21 protein-coding genes are annotated in these 20,048 nt (G+C 42.8%); 3 read left to right on the top strand and 18 right to left on the bottom strand.

Features of this window, described 5'->3' with window-relative positions:
• Window positions 1-102 precede the first annotated feature (102 nt).
• The 6 genes from proW to nrdH all read right to left on the bottom strand — a co-directional run bounded on the left by proW (window position 103) and on the right by nrdH (window position 6,975).
• Complete coding sequence (proW, locus tag AC4IFT_RS20415) at window positions 103-1,275, bottom strand: glycine betaine/L-proline ABC transporter permease ProW (RefSeq protein WP_490752553.1); 1,173 nt, start codon at window positions 1,273-1,275, stop codon at window positions 103-105.
• Entirely contained in the window at window positions 1,268-2,467 is a 1,200-nt protein-coding gene (proV, locus tag AC4IFT_RS20410) for a glycine betaine/L-proline ABC transporter ATP-binding protein ProV (RefSeq protein ID WP_490736516.1), read from the bottom strand. Before proV ends, proW begins: the two co-directional genes overlap by 8 nt.
• 729 nt (window positions 2,468-3,196) lie before the next feature.
• Window positions 3,197-4,168, bottom strand: a complete 972-nt coding sequence (nrdF, locus tag AC4IFT_RS20405; RefSeq protein ID WP_490752552.1) for a class 1b ribonucleoside-diphosphate reductase subunit beta — start codon at window positions 4,166-4,168, stop codon at window positions 3,197-3,199.
• Window positions 4,169-4,181: 13 nt separating this feature from the next.
• Window positions 4,182-6,314 carry a class 1b ribonucleoside-diphosphate reductase subunit alpha gene (nrdE, locus tag AC4IFT_RS20400; RefSeq protein WP_490752550.1) on the bottom strand — a complete coding sequence of 711 codons (2,133 nt, stop codon included), beginning with the start codon at window positions 6,312-6,314 and terminating at the stop codon, window positions 4,182-4,184.
• Entirely contained in the window at window positions 6,314-6,739 is a 426-nt protein-coding gene (gene nrdI / locus AC4IFT_RS20395) for a class Ib ribonucleoside-diphosphate reductase assembly flavoprotein NrdI (protein ID WP_490752548.1), read from the bottom strand. The genes nrdE and nrdI overlap by 1 nt, the downstream gene beginning before the upstream one ends.
• Before the next feature lie 8 nt (window positions 6,740-6,747).
• Window positions 6,748-6,975, bottom strand: coding sequence for a glutaredoxin-like protein NrdH (gene nrdH / locus AC4IFT_RS20390; protein WP_490736523.1), 228 nt, complete (start codon window positions 6,973-6,975; stop codon window positions 6,748-6,750).
• A 287-nt stretch (window positions 6,976-7,262) separates the two neighbouring features.
• On the opposite strand from nrdH, the gene AC4IFT_RS20385 reads away from it, so the two are divergent.
• The gene (locus tag AC4IFT_RS20385; RefSeq protein WP_490736525.1) at window positions 7,263-7,721 is read left to right on the top strand and encodes a methylated-DNA--[protein]-cysteine S-methyltransferase; all 459 of its coding nucleotides are present in this window, start codon (window positions 7,263-7,265) and stop codon (window positions 7,719-7,721) included.
• A 217-nt stretch (window positions 7,722-7,938) separates the two neighbouring features.
• Complete coding sequence (gene cspE / locus AC4IFT_RS20380; protein WP_014657708.1) at window positions 7,939-8,148, top strand: transcription antiterminator/RNA stability regulator CspE; 210 nt, start codon at window positions 7,939-7,941, stop codon at window positions 8,146-8,148.
• Window positions 8,149-8,307: 159 nt separating this feature from the next.
• Here cspE and lipA read toward each other — a convergent pair whose 3' ends face one another.
• The 9 genes from lipA to rsfS all read right to left on the bottom strand — a co-directional run bounded on the left by lipA (window position 8,308) and on the right by rsfS (window position 16,823).
• Window positions 8,308-9,273 (bottom strand): lipoyl synthase, encoded by a 966-nt coding sequence (gene lipA / locus AC4IFT_RS20375; protein ID WP_206085254.1) that lies wholly within the window; start codon window positions 9,271-9,273, stop codon window positions 8,308-8,310.
• Window positions 9,274-9,396: 123 nt separating this feature from the next.
• Window positions 9,397-9,960 carry a lipoyl(octanoyl) transferase LipB gene (lipB, locus tag AC4IFT_RS20370; protein ID WP_490736564.1) on the bottom strand — a complete coding sequence of 188 codons (564 nt, stop codon included), beginning with the start codon at window positions 9,958-9,960 and terminating at the stop codon, window positions 9,397-9,399.
• 219 nt (window positions 9,961-10,179) lie between these two features.
• A complete protein-coding gene (gene ybeD, locus AC4IFT_RS20365) occupies window positions 10,180-10,443 on the bottom strand; it encodes a DUF493 family protein YbeD (RefSeq protein ID WP_047756149.1) in 264 nt (87 codons plus the stop codon).
• Between the two features lie 136 nt (window positions 10,444-10,579).
• Window positions 10,580-11,791, bottom strand: coding sequence for a D-alanyl-D-alanine carboxypeptidase DacA (gene dacA, locus AC4IFT_RS20360; protein ID WP_206085256.1), 1,212 nt, complete (start codon window positions 11,789-11,791; stop codon window positions 10,580-10,582).
• Window positions 11,792-11,958: 167 nt separating this feature from the next.
• Complete coding sequence (rlpA, locus tag AC4IFT_RS20355; RefSeq protein ID WP_490736527.1) at window positions 11,959-12,936, bottom strand: endolytic peptidoglycan transglycosylase RlpA; 978 nt, start codon at window positions 12,934-12,936, stop codon at window positions 11,959-11,961.
• Window positions 12,937-12,949: 13 nt separating this feature from the next.
• Complete coding sequence (mrdB, locus tag AC4IFT_RS20350) at window positions 12,950-14,062, bottom strand: peptidoglycan glycosyltransferase MrdB (protein ID WP_490736528.1); 1,113 nt, start codon at window positions 14,060-14,062, stop codon at window positions 12,950-12,952.
• A 39-nt stretch (window positions 14,063-14,101) separates the two neighbouring features.
• Window positions 14,102-15,991, bottom strand: coding sequence for a peptidoglycan DD-transpeptidase MrdA (gene mrdA, locus AC4IFT_RS20345; protein WP_490752546.1), 1,890 nt, complete (start codon window positions 15,989-15,991; stop codon window positions 14,102-14,104).
• 32 nt (window positions 15,992-16,023) lie between these two features.
• On the bottom strand, window positions 16,024-16,494 hold the full coding sequence (rlmH, locus tag AC4IFT_RS20340) for a 23S rRNA (pseudouridine(1915)-N(3))-methyltransferase RlmH (RefSeq protein ID WP_273827574.1): 471 nt from the start codon (window positions 16,492-16,494) through the stop codon (window positions 16,024-16,026).
• A gap of 2 nt (window positions 16,495-16,496) precedes the next feature.
• Window positions 16,497-16,823 (bottom strand): ribosome silencing factor, encoded by a 327-nt coding sequence (rsfS, locus tag AC4IFT_RS20335; RefSeq protein ID WP_490736530.1) that lies wholly within the window; start codon window positions 16,821-16,823, stop codon window positions 16,497-16,499.
• Window positions 16,824-17,090: 267 nt separating this feature from the next.
• Here rsfS and AC4IFT_RS20330 point away from each other — a divergent pair, with 267 nt between their 5' ends.
• Window positions 17,091-17,816 (top strand): DUF1722 domain-containing protein, encoded by a 726-nt coding sequence (locus AC4IFT_RS20330; RefSeq protein WP_490752544.1) that lies wholly within the window; start codon window positions 17,091-17,093, stop codon window positions 17,814-17,816.
• On the opposite strand, the gene nadD is transcribed toward AC4IFT_RS20330, so the two are convergent.
• Genes nadD through lptE form a run of 3 tightly spaced genes read right to left on the bottom strand, consistent with a single transcriptional unit; the run spans window position 17,804 to window position 20,041 of the window.
• Window positions 17,804-18,478 carry a nicotinate-nucleotide adenylyltransferase gene (gene nadD / locus AC4IFT_RS20325; protein WP_490752542.1) on the bottom strand — a complete coding sequence of 225 codons (675 nt, stop codon included), beginning with the start codon at window positions 18,476-18,478 and terminating at the stop codon, window positions 17,804-17,806. The two genes, AC4IFT_RS20330 and nadD, sit on opposite strands and share 13 nt — an antisense overlap.
• The gene (gene holA / locus AC4IFT_RS20320; protein ID WP_490752540.1) at window positions 18,471-19,502 is read right to left on the bottom strand and encodes a DNA polymerase III subunit delta; all 1,032 of its coding nucleotides are present in this window, start codon (window positions 19,500-19,502) and stop codon (window positions 18,471-18,473) included. Before holA ends, nadD begins: the two co-directional genes overlap by 8 nt.
• Window positions 19,502-20,041, bottom strand: coding sequence for an LPS assembly lipoprotein LptE (gene lptE / locus AC4IFT_RS20315; protein ID WP_490736534.1), 540 nt, complete (start codon window positions 20,039-20,041; stop codon window positions 19,502-19,504). Before lptE ends, holA begins: the two co-directional genes overlap by 1 nt.
• Window positions 20,042-20,048 lie beyond the last annotated feature (7 nt).

Genomic DNA, 20,048 nt, shown 5'->3' with positions numbered 1-20,048 from the left:
TATTGTTCCCTCTGTTTTATTTCGCAGCGAGCTTGGCCTTAATGGGAAGAGCCAAGTTAAGTGCCAAATGAATGGCACTCAGGTGAATGGAGGATGTATGGATTAATTGGCTTTTTTACAAAATGGGCGCAAAACCAGCCCAATAGGGCCTTTTTGATACCAACGAATCGGCGTTTTACCACGGGTATCTTGCCCCAAAGACTGGGTGAAGCGGTCTAAAATGATAGCGAGAATAACAATACCGACGCCCCCGACAGACGCGAGCCCCATATCAAGGCGGCCAATCCCCCTTAATACCATTTGACCTAAACCACCAACCGCAATCATCGACGCTATGACCACCATTGAAAGCGCTAACATAAGCGTTTGGTTAACACCCGCCATGATCGTTGGCATTGCGAGTGGCAATTGCACTTTGAATAACATTTGACGTGGACTTGCACCGAATGATTCAGCAGCTTCAATTAAGTCGGCAGGGACTTGTTTGATACCTAAAATGGTCAGACGAATGATAGGTGGCAAGGCAAATATAATGGTGACGACGACACCAGGCACATTACCGATACCAAATAACATGACAATCGGCACTAAGTAGACGAATGCCGGTGTGGTTTGCATCGCATCGAGTAATGGGCGGATGATTTTGGCTGCTCTTTCGCTACGAGCCAGCCAAATTCCCAGCGGTAGCCCTATCACAATACAAAATAGCAATGAGGTCAGTACCAGCGATAATGTCACCATCGCTTCCGACCAAGCACCAATTGCCCCGATGGCTATCATCGAAATAAAGGTCGCCACGCCCATTGCTCGCCCTGCTAATTGCCAAGCAAGTAGTGCAAAAATGATAATGGCTACGGGAGACGGCAGCGAGGTGAGAAATTGTTCAAACCCGCTGAGAATGAAATCGATAGGAGCTCGTATGCCTTGGAATACAGGGCGAAAGTTGAGAACAACCCAATCGATGGCATGCGCAACCCAAGAATCAAGCGGGATAAGCGTGTGCTGGAAGGGATCCATAATATTAAACTGATCTGGTGCGATGCTATCTGTTGGTGCAGCATCAAGCCAATCACTGGATCCTGTATCTGGTGTAGTGTCTGTTGCGGATGAGCCACCCCACGGATCATCTACAGCACTTTGATCTTGCGCGGAACTTGCCGCCCATGGATCGTCAGATTGGGTTGTATCAGGCGTCTGCACTGGCGTTTGCTCAACTTGAGTATCGGCCCACGGATCTTGTTGGTCGATGGTATTGTCTTGATTTTGCTTACTCATTAGGCGTCTCCTTATCCAGTGCTTGTAGCAGCATGCCTTTCGAAATCACCCCTAGATAACGATTTTTTTCATTCACGACAGGTACTGCGCAAGGCGCTTGTGCAATCGTCGAGATAACTTCATTTAAGGAGGTATCACCTTGAATCGGCTCAATATCTGATAAAATTGCAGCTTCAATCCCGGCTTTGTCGTGCAACGCTTTTTCTAAAGACTCTACGGAGACGACACCTGCAAAGGTATGGCCTCGTGAAAGCAAATAGCCATGGTAACGGTCTTCATCATTCAGCACTTTTAGGGCGGAACGAGGACCAAAGCCGGGCGCGATATGTAGCAGGGCATCGGGGCGCCTTCGTGCAATATCTTTGGCACTGAACACTTGGCTAATATCAACTCCACGGAAGAAGGTTCTGACATAGTCATTAGCTGGGTTATTCAGTATTTCATCAGGGGTGCCGACCTGAACGACAACACCGCCTTGCATAATGGCGATGCGGTCACCAATTCGCATGGCTTCATCGAGGTCATGGGAGATAAAAACGATGGTGCGTTGTTTATCCCCTTGTAAAGACAGCAATTCATCTTGCATTTCTGTTCGAATAAGTGGGTCAAGCGCAGAAAAGGCTTCATCCATTAACAGGATATCAGGGTCATTGGCGAGTGCTCTTGCTAAGCCAATGCGTTGGCGCATCCCACCAGAAAGCTCGTCGGGATAGGAGTTAGCCCACTTTTCGAGGTTCACTTGATTCAGGGCATCCATCGCTTTTTTATGGCGGTCTGGTTTCGATATGCCCGAAAGCTCCATGCCAAATGCGGTATTATCAATCACATTCATGTGAGGCATTAAGGCAAAGGATTGAAACACCATGCTGATTTTTGTTCGGCGCACGTCACGCAGGGCTTTGTCGGAAATATCAGAGATATCTTCTCCATCAATCAGCACTTGGCCGCTGGTGGGTTCAATCAGGCGATTGAGGAGGCGCACCAAAGTGGACTTCCCTGAACCCGAAAGCCCCATTACAACGAAGATTTCGCCTTCTTCAATCGCCAGATTCACATCTTGAACACCGACCGTGAGGCCTGTTTTTTCAAAGATAGCGTCTTTGTCCATTCCTGATTCTAAAAGCTTAAATGCGGAGTCAGGATTTTCCCCAAATATTTTATATAAATTTTTAACTTCTAATTTTATTGCCATATATTATTTACCCAATTTTCAATCAACAAAAAGAGTTGGAGCCCAAAATGAATTGTGTCGATTCAATAATGATAGTCTTGCCTATTTAGACCTAAACCATGGCTATCGTTTGAAAATTATTAGGGCAGAAATTCCTATTTTAATTTAATGGGTTTATTCATTATGGTTTAAATTCAAATGCTCCTGATTAGATTATTAGTAAAAATTGCAAGCAATAAACCCTAGCATAATAAAAATGGCTGACAACCCTTGGTTAAGTAGAATTAATCAAAAAAATCCCCGTAAAAAATGTAAAATATGATTTAAATAAGAAAACGAAAATAGCGAATATGAGTAAGAATATAAAACCTATCTAGAGTAGTTAACTTACTGGTGAGGCTGTATTTATTTTGTCAGAGTTGAAAATAAAGAAATGACTTAAGATGGATTAGTGATAACAATTTTTTATCGATAATTTGGCCGTAAATAATGAATGAAAATAAATAAGGCAAAGCGCCAAAAGCATTAATTTTATTAATTTATTTTAGGGTTTTAAAATGAGCGATTGGAAATTAATGCCAGATTGATTCATTAAAAATGAATAATTGAACAGATATCCCTATAAAAAACGAACTGATTTGGGTGTTTTTTAGCCTAAAAAATACCCTGAAAAATAAAAGTGTTATTATTCATCAGGGTATGTAAATCGGTGACAGCTTAAGTCAAATGTGAATTAAACTAATCAATTGATTAAAAGTTCCAGTCATCATCCTCGGTACTGACCGCTTTGCCAATAATATAAGAAGAACCTGATCCTGAGAAGAAATCATGATTTTCATTCGCATCGGGGGATAACGCAGATAATATTGCCGCGCTTACATCGGTGACGGTATCGGGGAATAAGGCTTCATAACCTAAATTCATTAAGGCTTTATTGGCATTATAATGTAAGAACTTTTTGACATCTTCTGTCCAGCCAACCGAGTCATATAATTCTTGGGTATATTTCACTTCATTTTCATATAAGTCGAATAATAATGAGAAGGTGAAATCTTTTATTTCTGCCTGCGTTTTTTCATCATAATTCAATAATGATTTTTGGAATTTATAACCAATATAATAGCCATGTATCGCTTCATCTCGAATAATCAATCTAATTAAGTCCGCAGTATTAGTGAGCTTACCGCGACTTGACCAATACATAGGTAAATAAAACCCGGAATAAAATAGAAATGATTCCAAAAAGACACTTGCCACTTTTTTCTTTAAGGGATGTGAATCACAGTAATAAGAAAGAATGATTTTAGCTTTATTTTGTAATGCACTATTTTCTTCACTCCAACGAAAGGCTTCATCGACGTCGCTGGTGGAACATAAGGTGGAGAAAATCGAGCTATAAGAGCGTGCATGTACCGCTTCCATAAAGCTCACATTGGATAAAACAGCTTCTTCATGGGGGGTTTGCGCATCAGGCATTAAACAGGGGGCACCCACCGTATTTTGGATAGTGTCGAGCAGTGTTAGTCCAGTAAAGACACGTATAGTCAGCTTTTTTTCTGCTTCAGTGAGGGTATTCCACGATGGAATATCATTGGATAAAGGCACTTTTTCGGGTAACCAAAAGTTAGACGTGAGGCGATTCCAAACCTCAAGATCTTTATCATCTTGAATACGGTTCCAGTTGATAGCCTTCACAGGGGTCGCGGATGTATTGATGGTCATAATCTTATTCCTATCACAAAGTGCAAGATACGCAGCCGTCAACTTCGGTGCCTTCTAACGCAGTTTGACGTAATCGTATGTAGTACAACGTTTTTATGCCTTTTTTCCAAGCGTAAATTTGCGCTCGGTTAATATCTCGCGTGGTGGCATCATCTTTGAAAAATAACGTTAACGATAAGCCTTGGTCGACGTGTTGAGTGGCCATGGCATAGGTATCAATAATTTTTTCAGGGCCGATTTGATAGGCGTCTTGGTAAAACTCAAGATTTTCGTTATCCATAAATGGTGCAGGATAATAGACTCGACCAATCTTTCCTTCTTTACGGATCTCAATACGAGAAACAATAGGGTGAATGCTAGATGTGGAATTATTGATATAGGAAATAGACCCCGTTGGTGGAATGGCTTGCAAGTTTTGATTGTAAATACCATAGGTGATCACCGACTGTTTTAAGGCCAGCCAGTCTTCCCGAGTGGGAATTTCGATGCCCGAACGTCGGAATAATTCCTGCACGGTTTGTGTTTTTGGTAACCAAATATCGTTGATATATTTATCAAAATAGTCACCTGAGCCATAAGTGGAGTGCTCAAAACCAACAAAAGCGGTTTTGCGTTCAATGGCTAATTGGTTCGAGGTTTTGAGGGCATAATAAGTGACGGTATAAAAATAGATATTGGTAAAATCAAGCGCTTCTTCACTGCCATAATGAATACGCTCACGAGCTAAATAGCCATGCAGGTTCATCTGCCCAAGGCCAATGGCGTGGGACTGACGGTTTCCTTGAGCAATTGAGGGGACGGAACGAATATCGCTCATATCGGAGACGGCGCTAAGTGCTCTGACTGCGGCTTCAATAGATTGTGCAAAGTTCGGTGAATCCATGGTTTTGGCAATATTCATCGACCCTAAATTGCAGCTGATATCTTTACCAATTTCTTGGTAGCTTAAATCCTCTTCATACAGGCTGGGGCGATTAACTTGCAGAATTTCTGAGCACAGGTTGCTCATATTAATCCGCCCTGCAATTGGGTTGGCCCTATTAGCAGTATCTTCAAATAAAATATATGGGTAGCCCGATTCAAATTGAATTTCAGCTAAAGTCTGGAAAAATTCCCGCGCATTAATTTTGTATTTTTTAATCGTCTTGTTATCCACCATTTCCGCGTACTTTTCAGAGACGCTGATTTCAGACATGGGAACACCGTACACACGCTGAACGTCATAGGGGGAAAACAAGTACATATCTTCGTTATTTTTCGCTAACTGGAAGGTAATGTCTGGGATCACCACGCCAAGGGATAAGGTCTTTATGCGTATTTTTTCATCCGCATTTTCCCGTTTTGTATCGAGAAAACGCATAATATCAGGGTGATGAGCATGTAAATACACGGCACCGGCACCTTGGCGAGCACCTAATTGATTCGCATAGGAAAAGGCATCTTCCAGCATTTTCATTACGGGAACAACACCCGAGGATTGGTTTTCAATCAGTTTGATGGGGGCGCCTTGTTCACGCAAGTTGGTCATCATAAAGGCGACCCCACCCCCCCGTTTGGATAGCTGGAGAGCAGAATTAACAGAGCGCCCGATGGATTCCATATTGTCTTCAATACGCAATAGGAAGCAGGAAATTAATTCGCCCCGTTGTTTTTTCCCACAATTAAGGAATGTCGGTGTCGCGGGCTGGAAGCGCCCTGTAATGATTTCATCAACATACAGCTTGGCGAGGGGCTCTGAACCTTGTGCGAGTGTCAGCGCCACCATGCAAACGCGATCCTCATAGCGCTCCAAATAGCGTTTGCCATCAAAGGTTTTTAGCGTGTAGCTGGTGTAGTATTTGAATGCGCCAAGAAAGGTTTGGAAGCGAAATTTGTGGGCGTAGGCTTGCTGAAACAGTGCTTTAATAAATTCAAAGCTGTATTGCTGTAATACGTCGTTTTCGTAGTAATTTTCTTGAATAAGAAAATCCAATTTTTCTTTTAAGTCATGGAAAAATACAGTGTTTTGATTAACATGCTGGCGAAAATAATGGTGTGCAGCTTCTTTATCTTTATCAAACTGAATATGACCTTTGCTATCATATAAATTCAGCATGGCATTTAGCGCATGGTAATCAATTTCGGTATTCTTTTGTATTGTATCCATTATGAAAAGCTCTCGTTGTGGGCACGTTTCCAGAACGTTTGTAGACCATTTTTAACCGATTGAACATCTCTTGCAGTGCCTAAGAGCTCAAAGCGGTAGAGGTAAGGAACATGGCACTTTTGTGCGACGATATCCCCCGCAATTGCGTAAGCATCGCCAAAATTGGTATTCCCCGCAGCAATAACACCGCGAATGAATAAACGGTTTTTCTCGATATTTAAAAACTGAATCACTTCTTTTGGCACTGCGCCTTTTGTTCCACCGCCGCCGTAGGTCGGAAGTAGCAGAACATAAGGCTTTGTGGCGATCAGGCTAGCTTCTTGTTGCCCGATTGGGAGGCGAGTTGCAGGCAATCCCAGTTTTTCAACAAACCGATGGCAATTCCCTGAACGGCTTGAAAAATAGATCAATGATTCAGTTTCCATGGGATTTCCTATGCCGCAAGAAGGCTTATCATATCCGGGCGAAAACCAGACCAATGCCTGTCACCCGCAATGACGACAGGCACTTGTTGATAGCCTAATTTTTTAACTAATTCAAGTGCTTGGCTATCCTTTGTGAGGTCAATTATCTGATAGGCAATTTTTTTGCGATCTAAGGCTTGATAGGTGGCATTACATTGAACACAGTTGGGCTTACTATAAATGGTAATCTCATTCATCTTATTCACCTTTTGGATTACTGAGAGTATCTTGATGGGGTATTTAATATCTAAAGACTATATATGGATTTAAAATTTATCAACCACACAATATATAGTGAATAAGGAATATTGAATGATAATTATTCTAATTATCAGCTAGGTTGTTATTTATATTGAAAATAAAAAAATAGGGCATTCAATGATTCCGTTAGCCACACTAAGAAAAAATAGCATTGCAAAGTAGAAATAATTTACTCTATAACTGTATATACAATCAGGTAAATGAATCCTTTTAAGGAGATACTATGTATCATCAATATTTAGCGACCCCCGATAAATTTCCTAAGCCGTGGGTTCATATTACGGCGGATGATGACGGGATCACGAGCATCTATTTTGTTGAAGAAAAAACGGAAAAAGAAAGCAAAAATGATCACTCCAAGCTATGTGCTAAAGAATTAAAAGAATATTTTAATCACAAAAGAAAAACGTTTACGGTGGCATTAAACCCAAAGGGGACGGAGTTTCAGAAGAAGGTTTGGCAGCATCTATGCGGGATCCCGTATGGAGAACGTTGGAGTTATAAGGACTTGGCGTTAAAGTTAGGCTCAGTTAATTATTGTCGTGCAGTGGGAATGGCGAATTCGCGTAATCCAATCTCACTCATTGTGCCTTGTCACCGAGTATTAGGTCACGATGGTAAGCTGGTAGGATACACGGGAGGCTTAGATATCAAGGATTGGTTATTACTGCATGAGAAGTAATAACTGAATAATTCGCTATAGCTGATACAATTGGTTGCATTAATTGCTATTGATAAGAATAATTGTCGAAATTAGAGTGAGACCGACCAATAAATAATATATTTTTATCATTTTAGTCAATTTTCGTGATCTAGGTTGTAGACAAGTAAGTCAGATATCTGGTGTACTGGACTCGATACAGATGGTGTGTCTATTTTATTTTAAAGGTAATAATTTGATGTCTAAAGTTAAAGGTAACGTTAAGTGGTTCAACGAATCTAAAGGTTTTGGTTTTATCACTCCAGAAGATGGTAGCAAAGATGTATTTGTTCACTTTTCTGCGATTGCTAGCGAAGGTTTCAAAACCTTAGCGGAAGGCCAGAAAGTTGAATTTGAAATCACTGAAGGTGCTAAAGGCCCATCTGCTGTTAACGTTGTCTCTCTGTAATTTAAACAATTAACAATCAGAAACGAACAGCTGTAAACTCGCTCTAGTTAACTAGAGCGAGTTTTTTTATGGAAAAATTGAGAATTTATTGACAATAAAAAACCCGACTCAGTTGCCCAAATCAGGTTTCTAACGTTGTTAAGTGAATAAATTAAGTGCTTATTTCACTTCTTCGCCTTTGGCTTGCAAGTCAGCATGGTAAGAAGAGCGCACAAAAGGCCCACAAGCGGCATGGGTAAAGCCCATTGCCATTGCTTCCTCTTTCATCTCATCAAACTCAGCAGGGCTTACGTAGCGTTTTACGGGTAAATGGTGACGGCTTGGTTGTAAGTATTGCCCAAGGGTTAACATCGTCACGCCATGACGGCGTAAATCACGCATCACTTCGATGATTTCAGCATTGGTTTCACCAAGGCCAACCATCAAACCCGATTTCGTTGGGATATCAGGGTGCGCTTCTTTAAATTTTTCGAGTAATTTCAGTGACCACTCATAGTTTGCGCCTGGGCGGACTTGGCGATAAACACGTGGCACGTTTTCGAGGTTGTGGTTAAATACATCAGGTGGGGTTGCGGTTAAGATCTCTAATGCGCGATCCATACGGCCGCGAAAATCGGGTACTAAAGTTTCAATTTTGATCGATGGGCTTTTTTCGCGGATTGCACTGATGCAGTCAGCAAAATGTTGTGCGCCACCATCACGAAGATCGTCACGGTCAACGGAAGTGATCACCACGTAACGTAATGCCATATCTTTGATCGTTTGCGCTAATTTTTCTGGCTCATTGGCGTCAGGAGCATTAGGACGGCCGTGGGCGACATCACAGAACGGGCAACGGCGTGTACAAATAGCCCCTAAGATCATAAAGGTAGCCGTACCATGGTTAAAGCATTCAGATAGGTTTGGGCAAGAGGCTTCCTCACATACGGAGTGAAGGCCATTTTTACGCATTGCCGCTTTAATGCCTTGAATACGCGTTGAGTCAGCGGGAAGTCGAATTTTCATCCAGTCAGGTTTGCGTAGAATTTCCTCGCGTTCAGTCACCACATTTTTGACAGGGATCAGCGCCATTTTGTCGGCGTCACGATATTTAATTCCGCGTTCTATCTGAATTGGTTTACTCATAATATGACGGTTCCAGTTATCTTTTATGCTGATGGATAAGTTCTAATTCTAAATAAAATGTCGGGAGCGTTGTAACTCACCCATTAAAATATTTTTTAAAAATGTTAAAAAATTATAGCATTATTATTGAACAATATGAAATCCCAGTGTGTCACAGAATTGGCTAATTAGCACAGGCTGAACATCAGATAATGACACTTTGGGGGCGAGGTCACAGACTTGAGTCATTTTTAATTCACTGTAACCACAAGGGTTTATGCGGTTAAATGGTTCCAGATCCATATCAATATTCAATGCTAACCCGTGGAATGAGCAACCTTGGCGAATACGTAATCCTAGAGAACAAATTTTGTCCCCATTAACATAAACACCGGGGGCATCAGGGCGCGGGTAAGCTTCAATATTAAAATGGGCGAGGGTATTGACCACGGTGTTTTCCAGTGCAGTGACGAGTTCACGTACGCCAATTTTATTGCGTTTTAAATCAATCATGACGTACATGACTTGCTGGCCAGGGCCATGATAGGTGACTTGACCACCTCTATCACTTTGAATAACAGGAATATCACCGGGGGCTAAAACATGTTCAGCTTTCCCAGCTTGCCCTTGGGTGAAAACACGCGGGTGCTCGACGAGCCAGATTTCATCAAGAGTTTCAGCGGTGCGACACTCAGTAAATTGGTGCATCGCATCAGAAACCGTTTGATAAGGCGCATGGCCAAGTTGGCGAATAATGATGCTTTTATCTGACAAAATATAGTGTCCAACGGTTCAAATGAGGGCAGTATAACTCCGCAAAAAGCATATCTCCAGTTCGCTTTGTTATTAATTTGTTATTTATCTAATGCATAAAACAAAAAAAACCGAACAGCTGTGACGCTATTCGGTTTTTTAGTTAAGCGTTCATTAAAGAACAACTTTCACTAATTCTAATGCACCTAATTCACTATACAAGGTTTCAACTTGTTCGATATGGGTGGCATTAATGGTAATGGACACTGAGTGATAGTTACCTTTGCTGCTTGGTTTGACATCAGGGGCATAATCACCCGGTGCGTGGCGCTGTACCACTTCAATCACTTGATCAACCAGTTCAGGCTGTGCCAAGCCCATTACTTTGTAAGTTAATGGACATGGGAACTCAAGCAGTTCACCTAATTTCGTTTTCATGGGCACTCCTAATTTTTTAAAATTGTGTCGCTGGTTGAAAAAGATTGGCTGGTATCAAACCAGCCAATGAGTTGTCTTCATCCAACAAACATATTGATACTTACTATATGGGGATGACTTATTTTCGTTTCAAGGGCTAGCCGAACCAGCGATGGAATAACAGTTTAATGTAGTCGATTAAACGGCTGAAAAAGCCACCTTCTTCAACGTCTTTCAGTACTGCTAGAGGGTGTTGCTCGATTGTTTTACCATCTAATTGGAAGCTAATTGTACCCACTTGCTGGCCTTTCGTTAATGGGGCTTGCAACTCAGTTGTGGATAATTCATAGCTGGCTTTTAAGTCTTTTAAACGGCCGCGTGGGATAGTCAGGTAGAGGTCTTCCACAACACCGAGTTTGACCTCATTTTCATCACCAAACCAGACAGGCGCACTGGCAAAATCAACACCTGCTTGTAACGGTTTGACTGTTTCATAGAAACGAAAGCCGTAAGTTAATAATTTTTTACTTTCTGCGTCACGGCCTTTACTGCTTTTACCGCCCATAACAACAGAAATTAAACGCATGTCACCTTCAGTCGCTGAAGCGACAAGGTTATAACCTGCGGCATTGGTGTGGCCTGTTTTGATCCCATCAACCGCGAGGCTCTTATCCCACAATAGACCATTGCGGTTTGTTTGGCGGATATTGTTGAAGGTAAATTCTTTTTCTTTGTAAATGGCATATTCTTCAGGGACATCACGCACCAGCGCTTGGCCAATCAGTGCCATATCACGCGCTGAACTGTATTGACCATCGGCATCTAAGCCATGAACGGTTTGGAAATGGGTGTTTTTCAAGCCCAGTTTATTCACATAACCATTCATCAGCTGGACGAAATTGGTTTGATCCCCAGCGATATGATCCGCCATTGCAACACAGGCATCGTTACCGGATTGCAGGTTGATACCGCGAGTTAGCTGAGAAACACTGACGCGATCACCTGGTTTTAAAAACATCAATGAGGAGCCTTTAAACACAGGGTTTCCGGTTGCCCAAGCATCTTCACCTACTGTGACCATGTCATTTGCACCGATTTTACCTGATTTAATCGCTTGACCAATCACGTAGCTCGTCATCATTTTGGTTAAACTAGCAGGATCGCGGCGCTGATCTGCATTACTTTCAGCGAGGACTTTTCCTGAATTATAATCAATCAGAATGTAAGCTTCAGCATCGATAGGTGGTGCCGCAGGAATTGAGGTGTTTGGAAAAGTTTCATTAGCAGTTGCAATATTGGCAGTCAAAAGCAGCAGTGCGGAACCCAGCACAGTATGACGCACGATGCGTGATGGAGCGACATTATTCATGGTTGTACCATTACATCCGAAATTCGGTTAACACAAGGAGGCGCAGTGTAGCAAAAGAGTGAGTGAACAAAAATGCCCCTTTTACATTGCGCCAATCATTTTATTGCATTTTATCTTTTTCATACCCGAAGTGGCGTTATTTCACACCACTTCACGTATTTGAAGTCTTAAGGTGCGACAACCATCGACGCTTGGTTTCGTTCGGACTGCAAACGCCCTTGAACCTCGACAGCTTGTTGTCTGGTGCTAAATGGCCCTAATTGTACGCGATAAATACCATTGTAAGGCTGTAGGCGACCGGGCACATTAAACTGAGTTTTTAACTCATTCAGCATCGATTGTGCATTGGTTTGGCTACTAATTGCCCCTGCTTGAACTAAAAAGCCTCGTTCAGGTACTGCTTCTTCATTAGCGGCTTGAGGCGCTGGTGTCGGTGCAGGTGTTTGCAAGTTCATGTCAGGCATAGTTGGCTGCATTGGCTCTTTAGGCTGTTGAACAGGCAATGCATTTTCTGGCGTTGGTAAGTTTTCCATTACAGGCGTGCCCATTGGACCTGAGCCTAATTGTGGGCGACCCGGTAGGGCGTAGCTTTGTTTGACAAAGTTGGAGCCGATGGTGCCTACGCCTGATAAACTGCCATCTTGCGCGACCGAAATTGCATCAATTTTAATTTTTGTCGTCGGCATTAAATTTAAGCGATCTGCCGTTGCACGGGAAACTGCAATGCTTTTACCCGGAACGTAGGGGCCGCGGTCATTAACACGAACCACCATCATACGGCCATTCATCATATTGGTAATGCGAACGTAGCTTGGGATGGGTAAAGTCGGGTGTGCCGCGGTTAATTCTACAGGGTTTATGCGTTCGCCAATTGCGGTCATGTTACCCGTAGATTCAGCGCCGTAAATTGACGCATAACCGACTTGTGAAAATTGAGCAGGGTCGCGAACAATTTGATATTGCTGACCATTACGGGAATAATCGTTATTTGCCGTTGGGTGATATGGCTCATAATGAGGCTCTGCACCTAGCACATCTTGTGTTGGCACATTTGTGGGCACTTGCGGTGCCTGCTTAACTTCTTCTGTCACACAGCCACTGAGTAGCGCGGCAGTCATGCCAAGCATTATCCATTGTAAACGCATACTAAGCCTCATTTTATAAACTTTTGGATAGAAATTTTCGGTGTGTATGTATCGACATGATAATACCGAACCCAGCCATTAAGACAATTAATGCAGACCCTCCGTAACTCACTAAGGGGAGAGGGACGCCAACTACCGGTAATATACCACTTACCATGCCAATATTAACAAATACATAAACAAAAAGGATCAATATCAACCCGCCAACCATAACTCGGCCAAATGTATTCTGTGCACTTGCTGCGATATACAGGCCGCGGATGATCAGCAGGATATACAGCCCTAGAAGGATAAGAACCCCCACTAAACCAAGTTCTTCTGCCAGCACAGCAAAAATAAAGTCGGTGTGCCTTTCTGGTAGGAACTCAAGTTGAGATTGCGTACCGTGCAACCAACCTTTGCCCATAAGCCCGCCGGAGCCAATGGCGATTTTAGATTGAATGATATGGTAGCCTGCACCCAATGGGTCAGTTTCAGGGTCGAGTAGCATCATTACACGGGCTCTTTGATAATCATGCATCAAGAAGAACCATAACAGCGGGATAAAGGCGGCTAGTGCGATGGCTGCGACAGCTATAAGCCGCCAGCTCATACCCGCAAGGAATAGAACGAACAGCCCTGAGGCGGCAACTAAAATGGAGGTTCCAAGGTCAGGCTGTGCGGCAACTAACAGTGTTGGAACAAAAATAAGTACCAAGGCTACCAGCGTATTTTTAAATGAAGGCGGGCATGAGTCGCGGTTCATAAAGCGCGCCACCATCAATGGCACGGCTATTTTGGCGATTTCGGAAGGCTGAAAACGCACAAAGCCTAAATCTAACCAGCGTTGAGCCCCTTTACTGATTTGGCCAAATACATCCACGAAAATCAGTAGAATGACACAAAAAATAAATAAATGTGGTGCCCAGCTTTCATACATTCGTGGAGGGATCTGCGCCATTACAATCATGACAATAAAGCCAGTAGCGATTTGCCCAAGCTTTCTTTCCATCATTTCAGGGTCTTGCCCACTAGCGCTCCACATAATAAATGCACTGTAAGCAAGTAAGGCAATAATGATCAATAACATAGGCACATCTATGTGTAGACGTGTTGATAATGAATTTTTTCTCTTATCGTCAGTCATAATCTTTATTGCTCACAAAAAAGGTTCTTAAAATACGCATTAGCGATCTTCCCCAGCTCCCGCTGTCGATGAGACCACTTCAGTTCGGTTATCACCGAGCAGAACATGGTCAAATATTTGGCGAACAATATCACCGACTGCAGGGCCTGCACCGCCGTTTTCTAAAATAATCGCGACAGCAATGGTAGGTTTATCATAAGGCGCATAGGCAATCATTAATTTGTGGTCACGTAAATGTTCCGCCAGCTTACTTGCATTATACGTTTCGTAACTGAATACCTGCGCAGTCCCTGATTTTGCCGCCACTTTATAGGGGGTGCCAATAAAACTGCGTCGGCCTGTACCGTTAGGCGCATTGGCAACGCCATACATACCGTGTTTGGCAAGTTCCCAATACCCTGAGTGGATATCACCAATTTGCTTGGTTTCTTTGTCTTCGTACGGCACCATCGCGTTACCTAACTTTGTACCATACAGCAAGTGAGGGGTTTTCACTTGCCCATCATTGATTAGCGTCATCAATGCTTTAGACATCTGGATTGGAGTTGCAGTCCAATAACCTTGCCCGATACCAACAGGGATGGTATCTCCTTGGTACCATGGCTTTTTATAGCGCTTTTGTTTCCACTCGCGAGTTGGCATGATGCCTGAACGTTCTTCGGCAAGGTCAATCCCCGTATATTCCCCAAAACCAAAACGTGTCATCCACGCAGAAAGACGGTCTATCCCCATATCGTAAGCAACTTGGTAGAAGAAAGTATCCGCCGATTCAACAATGGATTTGACGACATTCAATTTGCCATGTCCCCAACGTTTCCAGTCACGATAACGTTTTTCAGAGCCAGGAAGTTGCCACCAACCAGGGTCAAAAATAGTGGTATTTGGTGTGATTACTTTTTCACTTAAAGCCGCGACCGAAATAAATGGTTTTACCGTTGATGCAGGTGGATAGAGACCCTGAGTGGTACGGTTAATCAGCGGTCTATCTGGGTTATTTAGCAGCGCCTGATAATCTTTGCTCGAGATACCATTAACAAATAAGTTTGAGTCATAGCTTGGGTTTGACACCAATGCCAGTATTTCACCGTTGCGTGGATCCGTGACGACGACAGCAGCACGGCTGGTGGTTAACAGTTTTTCAATATAAGTTTGCAGTTCTAGGTCGATAGTCAGGTAGATATCGCGACCAGCTTGAGGCGGTTGCTCATGTAACTGGCGGATCACGCGGCCGCGGCTATTGACTTCGACCTCTTCATAACCTGTTTTACCGTGCAAAATATCTTCATAATACCGTTCTATGCCTAACTTACCGATATCATGGCTAGCTGCATAGTTTGGTAATAACCCTTCTTTATCAAGGCGTTCAACGTCTTTATCATTAATTTTTGCGACGTAGCCAATGACGTGAGTTAATGCAGAACCGTAAGGATAAGAGCGGCGCTGATAGCTCTTAACCTCTAGACCCGGAAAACGGTACTGGTTAACGGCAAAACGTGCAACTTGCACTTCATTAAGCTGAGTTTTCAGTGCGATAGAGGTAAAACGGCGCGAGCGTTTACGCTCTTTTTCAAAATTAGTAATGTCTTCATCAGTTAAATCGACGACACCACGCAGTTTTTCAAGCGTTTCTTTTAAGTCGCCAACTTTTTCAGGGACGATCTCAAGCTGGTAAAAGGTACTGTTAAGTGCAAGCTGCGTACCACGTCGGTCATAAATAATTCCGCGGCTTGGTGCAATAGGCACTAATTTGATTCGGTTATCATTTGAGCGAGTTTGGTAGTCTTCATGACGAACAATTTGCAGGTGATGTAAATTGGTGACAAGAATAGCGGTCAAAATAACAATCACGCCGAAGGCAATCAGCGCTCGGCGAATAAATAAGACAGACTCAGCGGTATGATCGCGAAAAGGGGTGCGTTGTGTTTTCATCCCATTGCCATTTTGAACATATTCAAACCTGACTATTCCCGGTGGTAAGGGTGATTAGTCGTAATACTCCATGCCCGATAAAGACTTTCGGCAACAAGGACTCGAACCAGAGGGTGTGGTAGTGTTAGTGGTGATAATGACCAACTTTGCTCAGCCGCTTCTTTACAGGCAGGCGCAAGGCCTTCTGGGCCACCAATCAACAAACTCACATTGCGACCATCTTGTTTCCATTTATCAAGCTGGACAGCCAGTTTTGGGGTATCCCAGCGATCCCCTGGAATATCCAGTGTGACAATGCGATTGCCTTTTCCCACAGCGGCAAGCATTAACTCACCTTCTTTTTCCAATATGCGCTTGATATCTGCATTTTTCCCCCGTTTTCCAGCAGGCACTTCCGTTAATTCAAACGGCATATCTTTAGGAAAGCGGTGGAGATAATCCATAAAGCCGGTCTGAACCCAGTCCGGCATTTTTGTTCCAACGGCGATGAGCTGTAATTTCAACCTCAGCTCCAGAGTTTTTCTAATTCATACATACGGCGACTTTCATCTTGCATGATGTGAACAATGGCATCGCCAAGATCAACAACAATCCAATCAGAAATACCTTGCCCTTCAACACCTAACGGCATTAACCCATTTTTACGGCAAGCGTCAATCAACCTGTCAGCAACGGACATCAAATGGCGGCTTGAAGTCCCTGTGCAGATGATCATCTGGTCGGTAATACTTGATTTCCCTTGGACATCGATAGTGATGATGTCTTCAGCTTTCGCATCATCAAGACTTTCGATAATAAATTTTTGAAGTTCAATTCCTTGCAAAAGGTTCACCTTTTATTCAAACAAACAGAATAGAATGTTAAATACTGTTTGTAGTTTATAGACAAATAGTTTGCTGCCAATAAACGAATTAGACTCATTTTCAGCAGAGTCATTTTACCCTAGATTTTAAGAAAAATCGGCTAAATTCTTTTTTATTCATTTTGAAGTGAAATTTATAGGGATATCTGCTCATTTGGGCAAGAAGTTTGTGTTAACTTTACAAAATAACAAAAGAAATTCTTACCCTAACAAATATTTTAGAATGGGATGGAGAGAGTGCAAATAATTAAGCCACAAGTTTTTATATTTGAAGGGATTAATCCCATCCCGGCAAAAATGCAGAATGACATAGCTTCTATTGTGGAATCCATAATCAATCTATCGAGTGTTTCTTGTACAGATACGGTGTTGGGGTTGATTTGTACACCACAGAACCTGTCGCAATTAATCAGTTTATTCCCTGCCAATATACCCATTTTAACGGGGGATAAATTGCAAGATATAGAACACTGGGATGCTTTTTTAACGCAGTTATATACTTTGCAGCGCCTTGAGTATTTACAACGAAATTTAACTCATCATGAAATAATCCAATTTCATAGTCGTCATAAATATTTGATTATGGCGTACTCCCCAGTAGGGTACCAATTAACAGGCCGCTTCGTGGCGAATATTCGCAAAGGCAGTGACCTGACGTTATTTTTTAATCAATATAAAGCGTGCTTGATGGAAATATTTGCGACCGTAGCGCCTAAAAATATTCAAGTAAATGCGCTTAGCCATATGCAAGGGTATTTTAAACACAAAGCTACGCAGGATGAAAAAAAACGGTTGCTGTGGCTAATTAATGATTATCGAGAAGGGAATTTGCCTATTAATCGGCCATTAATGATGATGCAACAATTACTTCAGCAATATCCTGATGATTACCTTCAAAAACAATATTTTTTTGAGCCCTACCCTAACTGCGATGTATTAAGGGAAAGCCCTTATCGCTGGTAAAGGCCTTGTTGGTGAATATACTGCAAAACAGCTTCTGGAATTAAATCGCGACAGCTATCGCCAGCCATTAATCTTTGGCGGATATCTGTAGCAGAAATATTAATAAGCGGCGTATCCCCTAAAAAAATATAACCATGAGGGGTGCTGCGTAATTTTTCAGGCTGCGCTGTTTTATGTTGTGAAAGCCACGCATGCATTTGCGGGTCGGTAAATTGTGTTGCATACCCTGGACGTGAGCAAACCAATAAATGGCAGTTATCTAATATTTTATCCCACCCATGCCATGTATTAATGGAAAGCAACGAATCTTGCCCAATAATAAAAGCTAAAGGTTGGGTAGCTCCCATTTCTTGGCGTAATTCGGTTAGTGTTTCAATGGTATAAGAGGGCGAATTTTTTTCGAGTTCCCGTGTATCAATGGTAAATAACGGGTTGTCCTGAATGGCTAATTTTACCATCTCCAACCGTTGGGACGGGCTTGCTTCTGGTTGTGGGCGATGTGGCGGAACGTGGTTCGGCAGCAAAAGAACCTTTTGCAATCCAACTTGCTCTGCGAGTGCTTGAACTGGGCGCAAATGACCAAAATGGATTGGGTCGAATGTCCCGCCAAACAATGCTTGCAAGCCAAGCGTATTTTCTTTGGGGGGGTGATTATTAGCCATGAATAAAATTCTCTGCGAATGCTTTGCCACATAGCAACATAGACAGTGATTGAAGATCAGGCCATGCAGAATGGCTAAAATCTTGTTTAATATGAACTTCTGCTTGGGTAAGTAACATCAAAGCCGATTGTAATTGATGCAAGCTCAAACGTTGCAAGGCTTCAGTCATCACGCCACGGCGGTTTTGCCAGACTTTATGTTGGTCAAATAAGGTTTTTAATGGTGTAGTTGTTGATTGGCGTTTTAAGGTAATCAACAGCATTAACTCACGTTGGATTGAGCGGAGCAAAATAACAGGTTCAACGTCTTCGTGTTGAAGTTGCTCAAGAATATGCCATGAGCGGCGAGATTTGCCCGCTAAGAGGGCATCAACCCAATGAAACGGCGTGAAGTGAGCGGAATCATTCACGGCACTTTCGACTCGTGGGTAGGTCAATTTTCCGTCTGGATAGAGTAATGAAAGTCGCTCAAGGGCTTGTGCTAATCCTAATAAATTCCCTTCATAACAATAGCAAAGCAATTGGTTTGCTTCTGCTTCGAGGGATAACCGCATACTGTAAGCGCGTTTAGATACCCATTGAGGTAAGCGTTGGTATTCAGGTGTTAAACAACTGACATAAATCGCATCTTGGCTAATTGCCTTAAACCATGCACTGTTTTCTTGGGCTTTGGTTAACTTGTGCCCACGCAATACCAACAGTAAATCAGCATGCAATAATTGGGAAAGCTGGTTTAATTTTTCTGCCATAGCCGCATTGGGGCCATTTTCAGGGAGCAGTAAGGTGAGCGTTTGACGGCTGGCGAATAAGCTCAGTGCTTGGCACAGGCTAAAAATTTCATCCCAATCCGTATTTTGCTCAAGGGTGAAAGTAAAATGCTCTTCGAAACCCTGCTCAATAGCGGCTTTGCGAATCGCATCCTGACTTTCTTGAAGAAGGAGGGGCTCATTGCCCCAAATTAAATAGCGGCCTCTTAGAGACTCTTGTAACGAAGAGGCCAGCTGTTCAGGGTAAATACGCGTCATTATGGTTGAGTGTTAGCTTCAGCGGCTTGAGTTTTTGCTTTTTCAAGTTCAGCTGAGTGAACCAACAGTAACTTACGGACGATGTTACGTGCCGCTTGCTCTTGCATTTCTTGCCTAACAATCTCTTTTTCTGCATCTTTTGCAAGCGCTTCTAACGGGTTGTCGAAGAAAGTGCGTTCTACGCGGCTTTGCAGCGGGTAAATCGCGCCATCTGGCATCAAAACTTGTGCATTCATAGTGAACGTTAATTGTTTCTCGGCAGCTTTACCATCTTGATAAATCGAGACCGTTTCAGTGTTTTCACTGGAACTGGTGATTTTCAAAATCGGGACGCTCGCGTTGCCTGTTTCGAGAATTGTCACGTTATTGAGACGCAATTGTTCCCGAAGCGCACGCGTAAGGTAGCCGTATGGGTCGTTTGAACTCAGTTGCAATGTTTTCAATTCTTCAGGAATTTGTGTTGTTCCTTGTAAACGAAACCCGCAACCTGCGGTGACTAGCACCGCAAGACTCAAAAATAAAGTTATCAGATAACGCACCTGGCCT

The organism is Providencia sp. UF-183, assembly GCF_058246155.1.
The sequence above is the reverse complement of the archived record's forward strand: the minus strand, read 5'-3'. Positions and strand labels throughout refer to the sequence as shown.